Consider the following 16,051-nt stretch of genomic DNA (forward strand, 5'->3'; position numbering starts at 1 on the left):
TCTTCGCGTGAGCAAGGAATTCGCCTTTATCGAAGCGCTACGCGCGCTTGCCACGCATCCCGCTGCGCGCGGACTGGAAGATGACTGCGCGGTCCTGCCGTTCGGCACTGAAACGCTGATCCTGACGCACGACATGATGGTCGAGGGCGTACATTGGCTGCCGGGCCAGGACATGGCCGACGTGGCGTGGAAACTGGTGGCCACCAACCTCTCGGACCTCGCCGCCAAGGGAGCGGAGCCGGTCGGCGTGCTGCTCGGCTTCACGCTGGGTGAGCAGGACGCGCGGTTCGTCGAAGGGCTGGGGCAAGCGCTGGATACGTTTCGCGTGCCCTTGCTGGGGGGCGATACCGTCAGCGGCTATGGCCCCCGAAGCCTCGGGCTGACGGCGTTAGGACGCGCGACATGCTCGCCTGTGCCGGGAAGGGACGGCACCAGTGAAGGTGACAAGCTCTGGCTTACCGGACCTGTTGGCGCCGCGATGCTCGGCTTTGAAGCGATGCGGGACATGACCGGATCAGACAGCATCGCCTTCCGACGCCCCACCCCGCGCCTTGCCGAAGGTCGCACGCTCGCCCCGCTCGCCACGGCGATGATGGACGTCTCGGATGGCTTGCTGATCGATGCCGCCCGCATGGCGCGAGCCAGCGGCGTGACCTTCACGATCGACAGCAGCGTAGTGCCCTTCCCCGCCGACCTTCCCGCCGCGCGGCACGACGAAGCCATGCGCTGGGGCGATGATTACGAACTGCTTTTCACCCTCCCCGCCGGGATGGCTCCTCCCGTGGCCGCGCACTGCATAGGCTCAGCCATCGCTGCAACCGCATCACCTGTTATCGTCGATGGTGCAGTGCCGCATGGCAATCTGGGTTATATGCACAATTAAAAACGCCTTGATCCAAGTCATGGAAGGGCTTGCGGGTCAGAAATAAAGCTATAGCTTCCCGCCCGACCCGCAACGACGGGGACGGGCCTTTGCGGGTCCGGGAGATAAAGGGGGATGCCAACGTGAACCTAGTCGTTTTATCGATATTATTCGGGTTGCTGGCCATCGTTTATGGCTTCGTGACCAGCCGCCAGGTGCTTGGAAGCCCGGCGGGCAATGCCAAGATGCAGGAAATCGCCGCAGCCATCCAGGAAGGCGCGCAAGCCTATCTCAAGCGCCAGTACACCACCATCGCCATCGTCGGCGTGGTCGTGGCCGTGATCATTGCGGCAACGCTCGGCACGATCTCGGCCACCGGCTTCGTGATCGGCGCGGTGCTTTCGGGCGTGGCGGGCTTCATCGGGATGAACATCTCGGTGCGTTCGAACGTGCGCACGGCAGCTGCGGCACAGAACGGCCTTCAGGCCGGCCTGACCCTCGCCTTCCGCGCGGGCGCCATTACCGGCATGCTGGTGGCGGGCCTTGCCCTGCTCGCGATCGCGGTGTTCTACCACTACCTGACCGACATCGCGGGATACACCGTGGGCGGCGATGACCGTACCGTCGTCGACGGGCTGGTCGCGCTGGCTTTTGGCGCATCGCTGATCTCGATCTTCGCCCGTCTTGGCGGCGGCATCTTCACCAAGGCCGCTGACGTCGGCGCCGACCTCGTCGGCAAGGTGGAAGCGGGCATCCCCGAAGACGATCCGCGCAACCCTGCCGTGATCGCCGACAACGTGGGCGACAACGTCGGCGACTGCGCCGGCATGGCCGCAGACCTGTTCGAGACCTACGTCGTGACCGTGGGCGCAACGATGGTCCTTACCGCGCTGCTGCTCAAGGGTCTGGGCGATGCCCTTGGCGCCATGATGGCGCTCCCGCTGCTGATCGGGGGCGTCTGCATCGTAACCTCGATCATCGGCACCTACTTCGTGAAGCTCGGCTCGTCGAACAACATCATGGGCGCCATGTACAAGGGCTTCCTTGTTACTGCCGTGCTTTCGATCGGGGCAATCTGGTGGGCGATCTCCTATGCGCTGGGCGACATGGAAGCGCCGATGAGCTACACCATCCTCGACAACACGGTGACCTTCACCGGCCGCGTGCTGTTCTACTGTTCGCTGCTCGGTCTGGTCATCACTGGCCTGATCATCTGGATCACCGAGTACTACACCGGCACCAACTATCGTCCGGTGCGCTCGATCGCCAAGTCGTCGGAAACCGGCCACGGCACCAACGTCATCCAGGGTCTGGCCATCAGCCTTGAATCGACCGCGATGCCGACGATCGTGATCTGCGCGGGCATCATCATTGCCTACCAGCTCGCCGGGCTGATCGGCATTGCCTATGCGGCAACCGCGATGCTGGCGCTGGCTGGCATGGTCGTCGCGCTTGATGCCTACGGTCCTGTCACCGACAACGCGGGCGGCATTGCCGAAATGGCAGGCCTCGACGATTCGGTCCGTGAAAAGACCGACGCGCTCGACGCTGTTGGGAACACCACCAAGGCCGTGACCAAGGGCTATGCGATCGGATCTGCGGGGCTTGCCGCGCTCGTCCTGTTCGCCGCCTACACCACTGATCTTCGCGAGTTCTTCCCGAACCTTGCGGTCAGCTTCAGCCTCGAAAACCCGTATGTCATCGTCGGGCTGCTGCTCGGCGCGCTCCTGCCGTACCTTTTCGGCGCGATGGGCATGACCGCAGTGGGCCGCGCGGCGGGCGACGTGGTGATCGACGTGCGTGACCAGTTCCGCGAAAATCCGGGCATCATGGCTGGCACGTCCAAGCCCGACTATGCCCGGACTGTGGATCTTGTGACCAAGGCGGCGATCAAGGAAATGATCATTCCGTCGCTGCTGCCGGTGCTCGCACCTATTGCGGTCTACTTCGTGATCGCCGCAGTCGCAGGCCAGGCCAACGGCTTTGCCGCGCTTGGCGCACTGCTGCTCGGCGTGATCGTCGGCGGCCTGTTCGTTGCCATCTCGATGACCTCGGGCGGCGGCGCATGGGACAATGCCAAGAAGTATATCGAAGACGGCCACCATGGCGGCAAGGGCAGCGAAGCCCACAAGGCTGCGGTGACCGGCGATACGGTGGGCGATCCCTACAAGGACACTGCCGGCCCTGCCGTTAACCCGATGATCAAGATCACCAACATCGTGGCCCTGCTGCTCCTTGCAGCTCTGGCAAGCCACGCCGCCGGCTGATCGTTACCTGAACCGACGCAACTCTGGCCCACCCGGTTCCAACCGGGTGGGCTTTTCTTCTGGTGCTTCGTTAACCGGGTTTTCGCGCATTGCCTCTAAGACCCGAGGCGTGAACGCCGTACCTTTCATTGCCGTGGCCCGCCCTGTGCCGCTTGCTCCTGCAGGCGAACCTGTTGCGCAGGTTGCTTCGTGGGGCGATTGGACAGGCGACGAGCAGCGCTCCAGCTGGCAGGCGCTGGCTGACGGCGCATCGACGCCAAACCCCTTCTTCGAACCGTGGTACCTGCTGCCCGCGCTGCAAGCGTTCGATCCCAAGGGCACCGGACGGCTGCTAACGGTCGAGATCGGCGGCGAACTGGTCGGCCTCATGCCGATCACAACGCCGCGCCGCTATGCCCGCTGGCCAATCCCGCACCTGTCGACGTGGTTGCATCCCAACGCCTTTCTTGGCGCTCCCCTTGTCCGAGCCGGCTGTGAACTGCCCTTCTGGAAAGCGGTGGCAGACTGGGCCGACGCCAACGCCGGTGCATCGCAGGCCTTGTTCCTGCACCTTGCCGCCATGCCGCTGGAGCAGCCGCTGACGCAGGCGCTGTTCGATCTCGCTGGCAACCATGGTCGCCGCGCTGCTCTGGTCATGCGCGAAGAACGCGCGCTCCTGCATTCGCCGCTATCACCCGACCGCTATCTCGAACGTGCCCTGGCCGGAAAGAAGCGCAAGGAACTGCGCCGCCAGCATGCCCGCCTTGCCGAACAGGGCGCTCTGACGTTTGCGCGCGACACAGGCACCGATGGCGACGTAGCGCAGTGGATTGAGGACTTCCTGGCCTTGGAGATGCGCGGCTGGAAGGGCTCCAGCGGCAGCGCGATGGCCAGCGCGCCTGCAACCGCCAGCCTGTTTCGCACTGCCTTGGTCGAGGCCGCCAAGCTCGGAAAGCTCGAACGCCTTGCCCTCTCGCTCGATGGTCGGCGCATCGCCATGCTCGCCAACTTCCTCACCCCGCCCGGCAGCTTCTCGTTCAAGACCGCCTTCGACGAGGATTTCGCACGCTATTCCCCAGGCGTGCTGCTCCAGCGCGAGAACCTCGCCATGCTCTCGCGCCCCGAAGTGTCTTGGTGCGACAGTTGCGCCGCACCCGATCATCCGATGATCGACAGCCTGTGGACCGAGCGTCGCCCCATCGGGCGCATTTCAGTGGCCATCGGCGGCAAGGCACGTCGCGCGCTCTTCGAAATCCTCGTTGCGCTCGAACTCGGGCGCAATCCTGCCGGACTCGACCGATGAACCAGCCCTTCACCGCATTTACAGGCACCGCCCCGCTCGACACCTTCGACGAGACGTCGCGCGCGACCTTCGCGGCATCCTATCCGGAAATCCCGCATAAGCTGGTCCACCGGCTCGGCATGCATCCGCTGATGCAGCTCGATGCACTCGCCTGCCTTGGCGAATCGCTGCCGCAGCGCTCGGTCGAATACAACCGCGCCGCACTGCCAATCGGCCTCAATGGCGTGAAAGCCCCGGCCAACGGCATCGGCATCGGGGAGACGATCCGCAACATTGGCTCCACTGGCAGCTGGGCCGCACTCAAGAACATCGAACAGTGCCCCGCCTATGCCGAATTGCTGGCAGACCTGCTCGCCGAGTTGCGCCCCGTGATCGAGGCGCGCACCGGGGCGATGCTGAAACCGCAGGGATTCGTCTTCGTCACCAGCCCGGGCGGCGTCACTCCCTACCACTTCGACCCGGAGCACAACATCCTGCTACAGGTCATGGGTTCCAAGGTCATGACCATGTTCCCTGCAGGCGATGCCCGCTTCGCACCCGACGAGACGCACGAGGGCTATCATACTGGCGGCGGGCGCGAGCTGTTCTGGCGCGACGAGTTGCTGCCTGCAGGCAAGCAATGGTCGCTTTCGCCGGGCGAGGCACTCTACGTCCCCGTGATGTCCCCACATTTCGTGAACAACGGCTCAACTGCGTCGGTCTCGCTGTCGATCACCTGGCGCTCCGAATGGAGCTTTGCTGAGGCCGATGCACGCGCCTTCAACGGCTTGCTGCGCCGGATCGGGATCACGCCTCGCGCGCCCGGACGTTGGCCCGCGTCCAACCGCGCAAAGGCCTTGGCCTGGCGTGTCTATTCCAAGGCGCGCGGCCTGCGGTGATCCGATACCGTTGACGGAAACGGGCAGTCGGTTCATCGGCAAGGCATGACCGACAACGACAATCCGACTCCGCAGGAACTGGTCGCGCGCCTGCTCGACCTGCTCGACGTCAAAGACCAAGGCGGCGACCGCTTCGAAGGTGCCCGCAAGATCGGCGGAATAGGCCGCGTTTTCGGCGGACAGGTTATCGGACAGGCGCTGGCCAGCGCCGAGCGTACCGTCCCCGACGATCGCCCCGTCCATTCGCTCCACGCCTATTTTCTGCGCGGCGGCAGCGAAGACCACGAGATCGACTTCAAGGTAGAGCGCGACCTCGATGGCGGCAGCTTCTCGAACCGGCGCGTGGTGGCTAGCCAGCTAGGCAAGACGATTTTCAACATGATCGCATCGTTTCAGCGCGTCGAGCCCGGTGCCGAACATACTACGACGATGCCTGATGTCCCGGCACCCGAAACGCTGACGAGCACGTGGTCCCGGCGCCACCACACGATGCGCGACGGTAGGGTGGTGCAACTTGGCCCTCGTCCCATAGAATTGCGCGCAGTTGATCCGGATCGCTGGAGCAGCGACAAGGTGCGTGAACCTGTCTCGCACATCTGGTTCCGTTCGGTCGCCCCCCTGCCGGATTCCGCAAAGCTCCATCGCGCAGTTCTCGCCTATGCGAGCGACATGGCTCTTCTGGGCACCTCTGTGCTGCCACATCCGGACCTGCGAATCGGCGACGGCTCGATCGTCAGCGCGAGCCTTGACCACGCCATCTGGTTCCATGACGATTTCCGGGCCGACGAGTGGATGCTCTATGCTTGTGACAGCCCTTGGGCGGGCCGGGCACGAGGTTTCAACCGTGGCCGTATCTACACGCGGGATGGCAGGCTGGTGGCTAGTGTCGCGCAGGAAGGGCTTATCCGCCCTGTGGCGCCATTCCCAGCGCGGGACTGATCAGGGGGCCGGACAGACTGCGCCGCTGATGCGCGGCCGTTCGATCATGGCGTAAACCACCCGGCCCAACGAGGATACGCCGGGCTGGGCTGCCAGCTCACGGGCAACACGCTCAAATCTCCGGCAGTTGGCAGGATCAGTTGCTCCGCCGCCATAGCGGTTGCCAAGCTGGGTAGCGTAGCTTTCGTAGGCGCGCTTCTGCGGGGCGAAAAACGCCCGCAACCGGCGGTCGGCAGCCGAGAAGACCGGGCGGTGCGTGCCGAGCATGGCTTCGTAGACCGGGACGATGTCGGTACCGATGGCTTTGCAGCGCAGGGACACGGCCATCATCATCGTTTCAAACTCATGTATGCGCGCGGCGGTCAGCGTTTCGCGGTCGAGGCAAGACTCTGCCCGGGCGGGACTTGCCGCGAGCAGGATCGAGGCCATCGCGAGTTGGACGCCGCGCCTCATTTCGTCGCGGTCGCGATCTGGCAGGAGTTGATCGGCACAGCCATGATCTCGTCGAACTGGCGGACAAGCGCCGCCTGCCGTGCATAAGTGCTGGCCGCAACCTGCTGCTGGTAGGCGCTGGCTTCTGCGGCGAGCACGTTCATAGGCGTCGGGTCGCGCGCCAACTGGTAGCTGTCATAGTCCTGCTGCAACTTCTGCATATAGGCGATGGCGGCCGCATTGTTGGCGCGGGCAACATCCAGCAGGGGCTTGTACCGGGTTTCGTAGAAAGCATTGCGCTGATCGGCCGAGCAGAACGCCGTTGGCAAAGGCAGATCGGTGACGTCGCTCAACACAGGGCGCGGCGGAACGGAAAATCCTTGCGCGGCAGCAACACGGCCAGTCCCTGCGCCCGCTTCCTGTGAGCGGGCGAGCTCGAGCAACAGATTCGCGTCGCTGGTCGCTTGCGACGCATCGGCAGAGGCAGCGACCGGTGCAGACACCGCAACCACTTTCGGTTCCGACCGAACGGGAGCGGGGTCTGGCGCGACAACTGGTACCGGAGGTCGGGACGGTGGTGGTGGCGGTGGCGCCACTGTTGCCACGGCAGGAACCACTTGCGCCGGCGGTGCCGCGACTGGCGGTGGAGCTGACGCAATTGCCGGGGCGGGAAGCGACGCCTTGCGCAAGGTCGCCAGCTTGACGCGTGCCAGCCCGGCGAAGGTTCCCGCCGGATATTGCTGGAGATAGGCTTCGTAGACGGCCGGATCGTCACTTCCGGAAACGGATTGCCAGAAGGCGAGCTCAAACGGAGAGCCGACGCCGTTGGCAGCTTGCGCGCACAGCGGCGCAGGCAAGCCCAGGAGTGCTGCCGCCACAGTTGAAAGCGCTGCTACGCGCACCCATCCCGCAAACATTCGAAAAGCCCCCCGGCTATCCCGTCACCAATTACCAAGTTCCAACACCAGACAACATCGGAATCAATCTGCTGCAAACAGACAAGGTTACCGTTACGTCAATAGTAGTTCGACGCATAGCCCGTATCAGGAAAGCAACAGTGCCGCGCGCTGTTCTGCCTCGCGCCAGTTCAGCCCCTGTGTTTCGAGCCAGCTGTCGTCGTAATAGGTCTGATTATATCGCAGACCGGAATCACACAGGATGGTAACGATGGATCCTGCCTTGCCTTCAGCGGTCATTTCCTCTGCCAGTTGCAGGCAGGCGTGGATATTGGTTCCGGTCGAACCACCGACAGGCCTGCCGATCCGCGCAGCAATCGCGCGCATGGCTCCGATCGAGGCGCCATCGGGTACCGCGATCATCCGGTCGATGACTTCCGGCAGAAACGAGGGTTCCACGCGCGGGCGGCCAATGCCTTCGATCAGGCAGCCTGCGCCTTGCGGCGGTGCCATAACGCTACGATCGGCATGGTGGCGGTGGAAAACCGAGCCTTCGGGATCGGCGACGCAAAGGCGCGTGGGGTAGCGGCCATAGCGGATGAAGCGGCCGAGCGTTGCCGAAGTGCCGCCCGTCCCTGCCCCGCAAACGATCCATGCCGGCACCGGATGATCTTCGCGCGCCATTTGCTGAAAGATCGACTGCGCAATATTGTTGTTGCCGCGCCAGTCGGTCGCGCGCTCGGCATACGTGAACTGGTCGAGGAAAAGGCCGTTGCCTTCAGCCGCCAGCCGCTCCGCTGCCGCGTACATCTCGCCCGCACTGTCGACCATGTGGACGTCGCCGCCGTGAAAGCGGATCGCTTCGATCTTTGCGGGTGACGTACTGCGCGGGATGACCGCGACGAACTTCAACCCGATCAGCTTCGCGAAATAGGCCTCGGACACGGCGGTAGAGCCGCTGGTAGCATCGACCAGCAGCGTGCCTGGTCCGATACGGTTGTTGCACAGGCCATAGAGGATCAAGGATCGTGCCAGTCGGTGCTTGAGGCTGCCGGTAGGATGGACGCTCTCGTCCTTGAGATAAAGTGTAATGCCCTGAAACTTCGGCAATTCGACGCGGATCAGATGGGTGTCCGCTGAGCGGTTGAAGTCCGCCTCGATCCGGCGCACGGCCTCGTCGCTCCACTTGCGCCGGTCGTCGGTCATCGCTTTCTCCATCCTTTACCCGTTCGGATGATAGAAATCATACACGGTTTGCGCCACTGCCGCACTCACCCCTGGCGCACGCTGCAAGTCATCGAGGCTCGCCGCGCGGACCTTGCCTGCCGTGCCGAAATGCAGGAGCAGCGCACGCTTGCGGGCGGGCCCGATGCCCGGAATCTCGTCGAGTGGGCTGGCGGTAATCGCCCGACTGCGCTTGGCGCGGTGGGCTCCGATGGCGAAGCGATGAACCTCGTCGCGCATGTTCTGCAGGTGGAACAGCACCGGCGAGTTCACGGGAAGCATCTTCTCGCGCCCGTCGGGGAAGTGGAACACTTCGCGCCCCTCGCGCCCATGATGCGGCCCCTTGGCGATGGCGATCAGCGGCACGTCCTCGATGCCGAGTTCACCCAAGGCATCCTTCACCGCCGACATCTGCCCCTTGCCGCCGTCGATCAGCACCAGATCGGGCCACATCCCGCTCTCGCGATCCGGGTCATCCTCCTGAACCTTGCCGAAGCGGCGGGTCATAACTTCGCGCATCATGCCGAAATCGTCGTTCGTCTGCGCGGTCTTGATGTTCCACTTGCGATATTGCGCCTTCACGAAGCCGTCCGGCCCCGCCACGATCATCGCGCCCAGCGCATTAGTACCCTGGATGTGGCTGTTGTCGTAGACCTCGATACGCTGCGGAACTTCGGGCAGTTCAAGGAATTCGGCCAGTTCGCGCATCACCTTGGCCTTCGTCCCGCTCTCGGCCATGCGCCGGTCGAGCGCCTCGACCGCGTTGCGCTGCGCCTGCTCCATCAGCCTGCGCCGATCACCGCGCTGGGGCACTGAAATCTCTACCTTGCCGCCAGCACCCTCGCACAAGGCTTCGGCAAGCAGCGCGGCTTCAGGCAGTTCACGGTCGACCAGAATCAGGCGTGCCGGTGGCACTTCCTCATAAAACTGGGCGAGGAAGCTGGTCATCACCTCTTCCTCAGAAAGCCCCTCGGTGTGGCTCGGGAAGAAGGCGCGATGCCCCCAGTTCTGGCCTCCACGGATGAAGAAGGCCTGCACCGCCACCTGCCCACCCTTGACCGCCATGGCAAAGACATCGGCATTACCGACACCTTCGGCATTGATCGCCTGACTGCCTTGGATGAACGTGGCGGCGCGCAACCGGTCGCGCAGCATGGCGGCGCGTTCGAAGTCAAGCGCTTCGGCCGCTTCCTGCATCTGCGCCTCGATTTCGCGCTGCACCGCGCCCGATTTGCCGCCGAGGAAGTCCTTAGCCTGCCGCACCAGCTCGCCGTATTCTTCAGGGCCGATCCGGTCGACGCAAGGGGCCGAACAGCGCCGGATCTGGTAGAGCAGGCAGGGCCGGTCACGCCGCGACATGAAACCGTCGTTGCAGCTCCTGAGCAGAAACAGCTTCTGCAAGGCGTTGATCGTGGTGTTGACGCTGCCCGCGCTGGCGAAGGGGCCGTAATAGTTGCCCTTGGCCTTCCTCGCGCCGCGATGTTTCTGAATGCGCGGATAGGCGTGATCGCTGCGCAGCAGAATGAACGGGAACGATTTGTCGTCTCGCAGCAGCACATTGTAGGGCGGGCGGAAGCGCTTGATCAGCTGCGCTTCCAGCAGCAGTGCCTCAGCTTCCGAGTTGGTCGTAACGATGGTCATCGACCGCGTCTGGCTGACCATGCGGCGCAGGCGGTTGGGCAGGCGATCGACTTGCGTATAATTGGCGACGCGGTTCTTCAGCGCCCGCGCCTTGCCAACGTAAAGCACATCGCCGCGCGCATCGAGCATGCGGTAGACGCCGGGCTTGGGCCGCAGCGTGTTCACCGTATCGCGGATCACCGATATGCCGAGTTCGATGTCGGGCTTGTCCGCGCCGCGCACGGTCGTCGAAGCGCGATCCTCGTGGAAGCGCTCGGTATCGCGGTCGGGTGGAGGGGCGGGCGTGCGGGCCATGGCGTCCTCTTGCAGATAGTCCCTGCAGCGCGCGGCGCAATGGTTGGCTGTCCGGTTTCCCCAAAGTGATCAGGGTTTTCCCCGATGGTCCGTTTCGGTCGAATTAGCGCTTTTGCGCGACAATTGATGAATGATCGGGAAACCATTCGGCAGGGCTGGAACAAGCGTGAGCGCGGTTCCGCAGGGACGACGCAGCGATGCGCGCGTACGCCTGCACCTGCCCGCCCGACTGATCCTCCTGACGGGGACCCAGCACTGCATTCTCGAAGACCTCTCAGCAACCGGCGCGGCCATCATTCCCGAAGAGGGCCTGCCCCAGGTTGGTGCCTCTGCGATTCTGCAATGCGAGCACATCGAAGCCTTCGGCGTGGTCCGTTGGGCGCGCTACGGACGCTGCGGGCTGATGTTCGAGGAGAAGCTGCCGCTGTCACAGGTGGTTTCCCTGCGACATTTTTCCGACAACTTCGCCGCCACCGAACGCGAGCGCCATATCGAGCGCGCCCGCGCCTGGGTGCAGGGCAAGAGCCGGATCGTCTGACTGATCAGAACTGCTTGCGGAACTCGATCTCGAACACGCGACCGCGCGGGTCGAGATAGCCCGGCTGGTAGCGAAGAGGTACCGCTCCGGTATCATCGGTAACCCGCTGTTGCGCATTGAACACGTTGTCGACCGACAGCGAGATGCGCGAGCCCTTGAGGAACGGTACCTTCTCAACCAGCTTTTCCTTCCGCCCAAGATCGGCGAACAGGCGCAAGTTGAACGTCGCGATCGGATTGAACCGCAGCGTCGACGATCCCGGCAAGCCGCTGGCATCGATGCGCGAACCGCCGGTGTAGGTCCCGTTCAAGCGCAGGCCGAATCCGCGATAGAACCCACCGCCCTCCATTTCGAGCGAGTGGCGCGCAACGCCGCTGCTGACCGCATCACCGTCGAGCAGGTTCAACACCGTGCCGCCCGAAGCGATCTGAACCGATTGCTGGAAGCGTATGGTGTGGAAGACCGAGAGGTTCCAGCGCCCACGGCCGTCGGAATTGAAACCGCCCGGCCCGCTACGGCCGCCACCCATTCGCGGACCGCCACCCGGCGGAGGACCTCCAGCTCCCACACGCGGACCACCTGGCCTACCGCTACCACCGCGTACGCCGCCAAACGGCCCCCGCTGGGCATTGGGATCGGGCTTGCCGAAGTTGCCCGAAAGATTGAGCCCATAGCGCAGGCGCGAGCCCTTCTCCTCGGCGAAGGTCACAGCGCTCTGGTCGACTGAAACGATCCGCCCCGAAGCATCGCGCACCACACGCCCCGGAAATGCCGCTTCCACTTCGGGCGTCAGCAGCGGAAAATCGTTGCTCGTGTTGGTCGACCGGTTGCGGAAGTATTCGGCCACGAAGGTCGAATCCTTGAGGAACGGCAGTGTCCAGTTGAGCCCGAACTTCCAGTCGCGCTGGCGCTCCTTCACAAGGTTCGGATTGCCGCCCGAAATCACCCGCGCCAGCACCGTCTCCCCGCGCGAGAAGTCGTAGATCGAGACGTTCTCTGTGACGATCGAGGGCCCACCCAGTTCGGTCAGTGTCGGGGCCTTGTCCGCCGCAACATAGCTCGCCTGCAGGGTCAGCTTCTCGGTCGGGCTGTAGGTCAGCCCGCCGCCCCAGTTGTAGAGCGTGCCGAAGTCCGAAAGCCGGTGCACTTCGGCATTGGCATTGAGCGAGAGATCCCCGACCCCTGCGCCAAAACCTTCCTTGCGGCTGGTGATCGGCAGATCGAGGCTGAAGCCTGCTTGCGCATCACCGCGCTTCAGGTTCACCTGGCCCCTCGTGGTTCTCGTATCGCTGCTCTCGATACCTGAATAATCGAACCCGGCCTTTACCGTCAGCGATGCCTCGCCGCCAGGCAAGCGCAGCGGACGCCCGCTTAGCGTGGCAAGGCTGGTCAGCGAATCCGTCTTCGACAGCGCACTGTCGGCAGCCAGGTAGCCGTTATTGTCCACCCTCGTTTTGGTCTCGACATGGCCGCCATCGGCCGTAAGCGCCAGATACCAGTCACCCAGCGGCTTGTTCAATGCTGCGCCTGCCTGCAGCGTCGTGGTCCGCGTGCGCCGGGTCAAGGGCTGCAATACACCCGTGTCATCCAGAACGATGGTGTTCAGACCATTGAGCGAGCGCGAATTATCGCGCTGCGCGAGCACGTTGACGCTCAGCCCCGCACCGCCACCAAGTGCCCGCGCCAGCGTGGCGTTCAGCTGTGCCGATTTGGAATCCGCAATCAGAGTGCGGTAGTCCGCCGCCGCTGCGCTGCTTCCGGCGGCCTGCACGATCCCCCGCTCCGCCTCGGTCAGCGGGCTGGTATCGTCGATCTTACCGGTCACGTTGATGCGGTTGCCGCCGGTGATCTTGGTCAGCGAAAGCTCCTGCTCCCACTCGGTGAAGCCGCCGCCACTGGGCAGGCGCAGTTCACTGTCTGAACCGTAAGCGCTGAAATTGTCCTTGAGGATGAAGTTCACCACCCGCTGATCGGGCCGATAGCCATACTTCAGCGCTACCTCCTCGGGCAGAACCTCGACGCGGCGGATCGCCTCAGGCGGCAGCCCGCGCATCTCGCGGAAGCCTGAAATGCGCATCCCGTTGAGCAAGACCACCGGCCCACCGCTGCCACGCCCGCGCCCGGACGACGTCTGCGGTGAGAGCGCCGCCAGCAGATCCTGCAACGATCCTGCGCCGTATGAGGCTATCGCCTCTTCATCGAGCACTGCGATGGGTGGCTGCGCCGTATCGACCTGGCCCTTGATCCGCGTCGCGACAACAAGGATCTGGTCGGGCGTGGCAAGGATCTCGTTGCCTTCGAGGTCTTCCAGCTGGTCTGGACCACTGTCCTGCGCCTGCTCGTCGGTCCCAGCGGTGACATCTTGCGCCAGCACCGGGTTCACCGCCGCCAGACAGAAAGCCAATACCGCCAGCGAAGTCGCTGCTGCAGGTTTCACGATCACGTTCCTTCAGAATTGCTTTGCGCCGGGCACGGCACCGGCTGGTTCAACGCCATTGGTGGCCAAACGGCTCCTCACGGACAACGCGCATTTCGTATCAGTTTGTCGCACTGCAACATCGCGACGCCTATCTGAACGAAAGGTGGCCCAAACCGCGTCCCCCTTTCCTTTTTGCGCGGGCAAGGCTATGGGCCGCCCAATTCCCGTGCGCGTGGATCACATCCGGTGATCTGCGCGTTACTGAACCATACCCTATATAAAGGCATCCGAGCCCGCCGATGGCGAAAGAAGAACTCCTAGAAATGCGCGGCCAGGTGGTGGAACTCCTGCCCAACGCGATGTTCCGCGTCCGCCTTGAAAACGACCATGAAATCCTCGGGCACACCGCCGGCAAGATGCGCAAGAACCGCATCCGCGTGCTGGTGGGCGACGAAGTGCTGGTCGAACTCACCCCTTATGACCTGACCAAGGGCCGCATCACCTACCGCTTCATGCCCGGTCGCGGCGGCCCCGGCGGCTTCTGATGGCGGGCGAGGTTTCGCCCGCTTCCCCTTCCCCCGCACTGGTTCTGGCATCAGCCAGCCCGCGTCGGCTTGAACTGCTGGGCCGCCTCGGCCTCAAGCCCGACCGCGTCGTCGCTACCGACATCGACGAATCCTCGCTCAAGGGTGAGCGCCCGCGCGCCCACGCTGTGCGCCTGGCCGCAGAGAAGGCGCGCGCCGCAGCCGCTCTCGCCCCCGGCAGCGTGGTCCTTGCCGGAGACACCGTCGTCGGCGCAGGCGCACGAATCCTGCCCAAGGCCGAGGACGAGGCCACCGCACGCCACTGCCTCGCGTTGCTCTCCGGCCGCCGTCACCGCGTGTTCTCCGCCGTTGCCGTCATCACCCCTGACGGCACCTTGCGCGAAGCCCTGTCCGAGACGATCGTGCGCTTCAAGCGCCTCTCGCCCGAGGAAATCGCATCCTACATCGCCAGCGGCGAATGGCACGGCAAGGCGGGCGGCTATGCCATCCAGGGCAGCGCCGAGGGATTCTGCGACTGGCTCTCCGGCAGCCACTCTGGCGTCGTCGGTCTGCCTCTGTTCGAAACGCGCCGTCTGCTGCGCGCCGCTGGCGTGAAAGTCGGCTGAGGCATGTCCGCACAATGGCTCTATGAAGACGGCATTGCCGAGGAACGCGCCATCCTCGTCTCGGGCGGCAGCATCCTGTCTGCCCGCGTGGAATGGGGTGAGGCACTGCGCCCCGGCCTCGTTGCACAGGCCCGCCTCACCAAGCGCCACCACGGCAGCCGTCGCGGCATCGTCCGCTTCGAAAACGGCACCGAAGCCGTGATCGACCAGCTCCCGCGCGAGGCCACCGAAGGCGTAACGATCACCGTCCGCGTGATCCGCGCCGCGATTGCCGAGCGCGGCCGCACCAAGCTCCCCGTCGCCCGCCCCGCCCCCGGCGAAGCACCCCGCCCCGCTCCCACTCTGCGCGAGGAGATCGAGGCAAGCGGTGCCGCCTTGCGCGCGCTCCCCGTCACCAACGCCGAATTCGGCCGCCATGGCTGGGATGAACTCGTCGAACAGGCGCAGACCGGCGAAATCCCCTTTCCGGGCGGCTCGATAATCGTCAGCCCCACCCCGGCGATGACCCTGATCGACATCGACGGCGCGCTCCCCCCGCTCAAGCTCGCGCTTGCCGCGGTGCCGGTCATCGCCGAGGCGCTGCACCGCTTCGATATCGGGGGGGCGATCGGCATCGATTTCCCGACCCTGGCCGACAAGCAGGACCGCCAGCAGATCGACAAGGCGCTGGGCAATGCGCTGATCGACTGGACCGGCGAGCGCACCGCGATGAACGGCTTCGGCTTCGTCCACCTCGTCGCCCGGCTCGAACGCCCCTCGCTTGTCGCGCGCCACGCCCGCCACCCCGCCACGGCCGCCGCGCGCGTGCTGCTGCGCCAGGCTGAGCGCGTGACCGAACCCGGCGCACTGCTGCTAACCGCCAACCCTCGCGTGCTTGAAGCGCTTCAGAGCGACTGGGAGAGAGAACTCGCACGCCGCGCCGGGCGTGTCGTGCGCCGCAAGGCGGACGCAGGCCTTGCCCTTTTCGGCGGCTTTGCCCAAGGCGTTCCGCTATGACTACCCCAACCTCTGGGCCCACCGTGAAGCGCTGTCCGATTTGCGGCAAACCCCGCAGCGAAGTGCACACCCCCTTCTGCTCAACCCGCTGCAAGGACCGCGATCTGGTCCAGTGGCTCGAAGGCGGCTACGCCCTCCCCGGCCGCCCGCTTGAGGAAGATCCGGAAGACTGAGAAGGTCCCAAAATTTTCACGCGATGGGGCTTGCCAAGGACGCCCCGCTTCGCCATAGGC

General features: G+C 64.5%; 15 protein-coding genes. 10 read left to right on the top strand and 5 right to left on the bottom strand.

Features of this window, described 5'->3' with window-relative positions; translation table 11 throughout:
- The first annotated feature begins 7 nt into the window (after window positions 1-7).
- The 5 genes from thiL (at window position 8) to IQ25_RS13815 (ending at window position 6,228) form a co-directional block, all read left to right on the top strand.
- A complete protein-coding gene (thiL, locus tag IQ25_RS13795; RefSeq protein ID WP_144906785.1) occupies window positions 8-883 on the top strand; it encodes a thiamine-phosphate kinase in 876 nt (291 codons plus the stop codon).
- Between the two features lie 122 nt (window positions 884-1,005).
- On the top strand, window positions 1,006-3,129 hold the full coding sequence (locus tag IQ25_RS13800; RefSeq protein WP_144906787.1) for a sodium-translocating pyrophosphatase: 2,124 nt from the start codon (window positions 1,006-1,008) through the stop codon (window positions 3,127-3,129).
- Window positions 3,130-3,238: 109 nt separating this feature from the next.
- Window positions 3,239-4,411 carry a GNAT family N-acetyltransferase gene (locus tag IQ25_RS13805; protein ID WP_258537036.1) on the top strand — a complete coding sequence of 391 codons (1,173 nt, stop codon included), beginning with the start codon at window positions 3,239-3,241 and terminating at the stop codon, window positions 4,409-4,411.
- Entirely contained in the window at window positions 4,408-5,289 is an 882-nt protein-coding gene (locus IQ25_RS13810) for a cupin domain-containing protein (protein ID WP_144906788.1), read from the top strand. Before IQ25_RS13805 ends, IQ25_RS13810 begins: the two co-directional genes overlap by 4 nt.
- A gap of 45 nt (window positions 5,290-5,334) precedes the next feature.
- The gene (locus IQ25_RS13815; protein WP_144906790.1) at window positions 5,335-6,228 is read left to right on the top strand and encodes an acyl-CoA thioesterase; all 894 of its coding nucleotides are present in this window, start codon (window positions 5,335-5,337) and stop codon (window positions 6,226-6,228) included.
- On the opposite strand, the gene IQ25_RS13820 is transcribed toward IQ25_RS13815, so the two are convergent.
- The 4 genes from IQ25_RS13820 to uvrC all read right to left on the bottom strand — a co-directional run bounded on the left by IQ25_RS13820 (window position 6,229) and on the right by uvrC (window position 10,715).
- Entirely contained in the window at window positions 6,229-6,681 is a 453-nt protein-coding gene (locus IQ25_RS13820) for a hypothetical protein (RefSeq protein ID WP_144906792.1), read from the bottom strand.
- Window positions 6,678-7,577: a hypothetical protein gene (locus IQ25_RS13825; RefSeq protein ID WP_144906794.1), complete on the bottom strand. Its 900-nt coding sequence runs from the start codon at window positions 7,575-7,577 to the stop codon at window positions 6,678-6,680. Before IQ25_RS13825 ends, IQ25_RS13820 begins: the two co-directional genes overlap by 4 nt.
- Window positions 7,578-7,703: 126 nt before the next feature.
- Window positions 7,704-8,762 carry a PLP-dependent cysteine synthase family protein gene (locus IQ25_RS13830; RefSeq protein WP_144906796.1) on the bottom strand — a complete coding sequence of 353 codons (1,059 nt, stop codon included), beginning with the start codon at window positions 8,760-8,762 and terminating at the stop codon, window positions 7,704-7,706.
- A gap of 15 nt (window positions 8,763-8,777) precedes the next feature.
- Window positions 8,778-10,715, bottom strand: a complete 1,938-nt coding sequence (gene uvrC, locus IQ25_RS13835) for an excinuclease ABC subunit UvrC (protein WP_144906798.1) — start codon at window positions 10,713-10,715, stop codon at window positions 8,778-8,780.
- A 166-nt stretch (window positions 10,716-10,881) separates the two neighbouring features.
- Between uvrC and IQ25_RS13840 the strand changes: the two genes are divergently transcribed.
- Window positions 10,882-11,253 carry a PilZ domain-containing protein gene (locus tag IQ25_RS13840; RefSeq protein WP_158637747.1) on the top strand — a complete coding sequence of 124 codons (372 nt, stop codon included), beginning with the start codon at window positions 10,882-10,884 and terminating at the stop codon, window positions 11,251-11,253.
- 4 nt (window positions 11,254-11,257) lie between these two features.
- Here the strand turns inward: IQ25_RS13840 and IQ25_RS13845 are convergent, their stop codons facing one another.
- Window positions 11,258-13,690 (bottom strand): TonB-dependent receptor, encoded by a 2,433-nt coding sequence (locus tag IQ25_RS13845; RefSeq protein WP_258537037.1) that lies wholly within the window; start codon window positions 13,688-13,690, stop codon window positions 11,258-11,260.
- Window positions 13,691-13,971: 281 nt separating this feature from the next.
- Between IQ25_RS13845 and infA the strand changes: the two genes are divergently transcribed.
- From infA to yacG, 4 genes are read left to right on the top strand one after another with little or no spacing between them, the layout of a single operon-like run.
- The gene (gene infA, locus IQ25_RS13850; protein ID WP_039338683.1) at window positions 13,972-14,217 is read left to right on the top strand and encodes a translation initiation factor IF-1; all 246 of its coding nucleotides are present in this window, start codon (window positions 13,972-13,974) and stop codon (window positions 14,215-14,217) included.
- Window positions 14,217-14,822 carry a Maf family protein gene (locus tag IQ25_RS13855; RefSeq protein ID WP_144906803.1) on the top strand — a complete coding sequence of 202 codons (606 nt, stop codon included), beginning with the start codon at window positions 14,217-14,219 and terminating at the stop codon, window positions 14,820-14,822. The genes infA and IQ25_RS13855 overlap by 1 nt, the downstream gene beginning before the upstream one ends.
- A gap of 3 nt (window positions 14,823-14,825) precedes the next feature.
- Entirely contained in the window at window positions 14,826-15,818 is a 993-nt protein-coding gene (locus tag IQ25_RS13860; RefSeq protein WP_144906804.1) for a ribonuclease E/G, read from the top strand.
- Complete coding sequence (yacG, locus tag IQ25_RS13865; RefSeq protein WP_144906806.1) at window positions 15,815-15,991, top strand: DNA gyrase inhibitor YacG; 177 nt, start codon at window positions 15,815-15,817, stop codon at window positions 15,989-15,991. The genes IQ25_RS13860 and yacG overlap by 4 nt, the downstream gene beginning before the upstream one ends.
- Window positions 15,992-16,051 lie beyond the last annotated feature (60 nt).

It is taken from the genome of Novosphingobium taihuense, assembly GCF_007830315.1.
Taxonomy (GTDB): Bacteria; Pseudomonadota; Alphaproteobacteria; order Sphingomonadales; family Sphingomonadaceae; genus Novosphingobium; species Novosphingobium taihuense.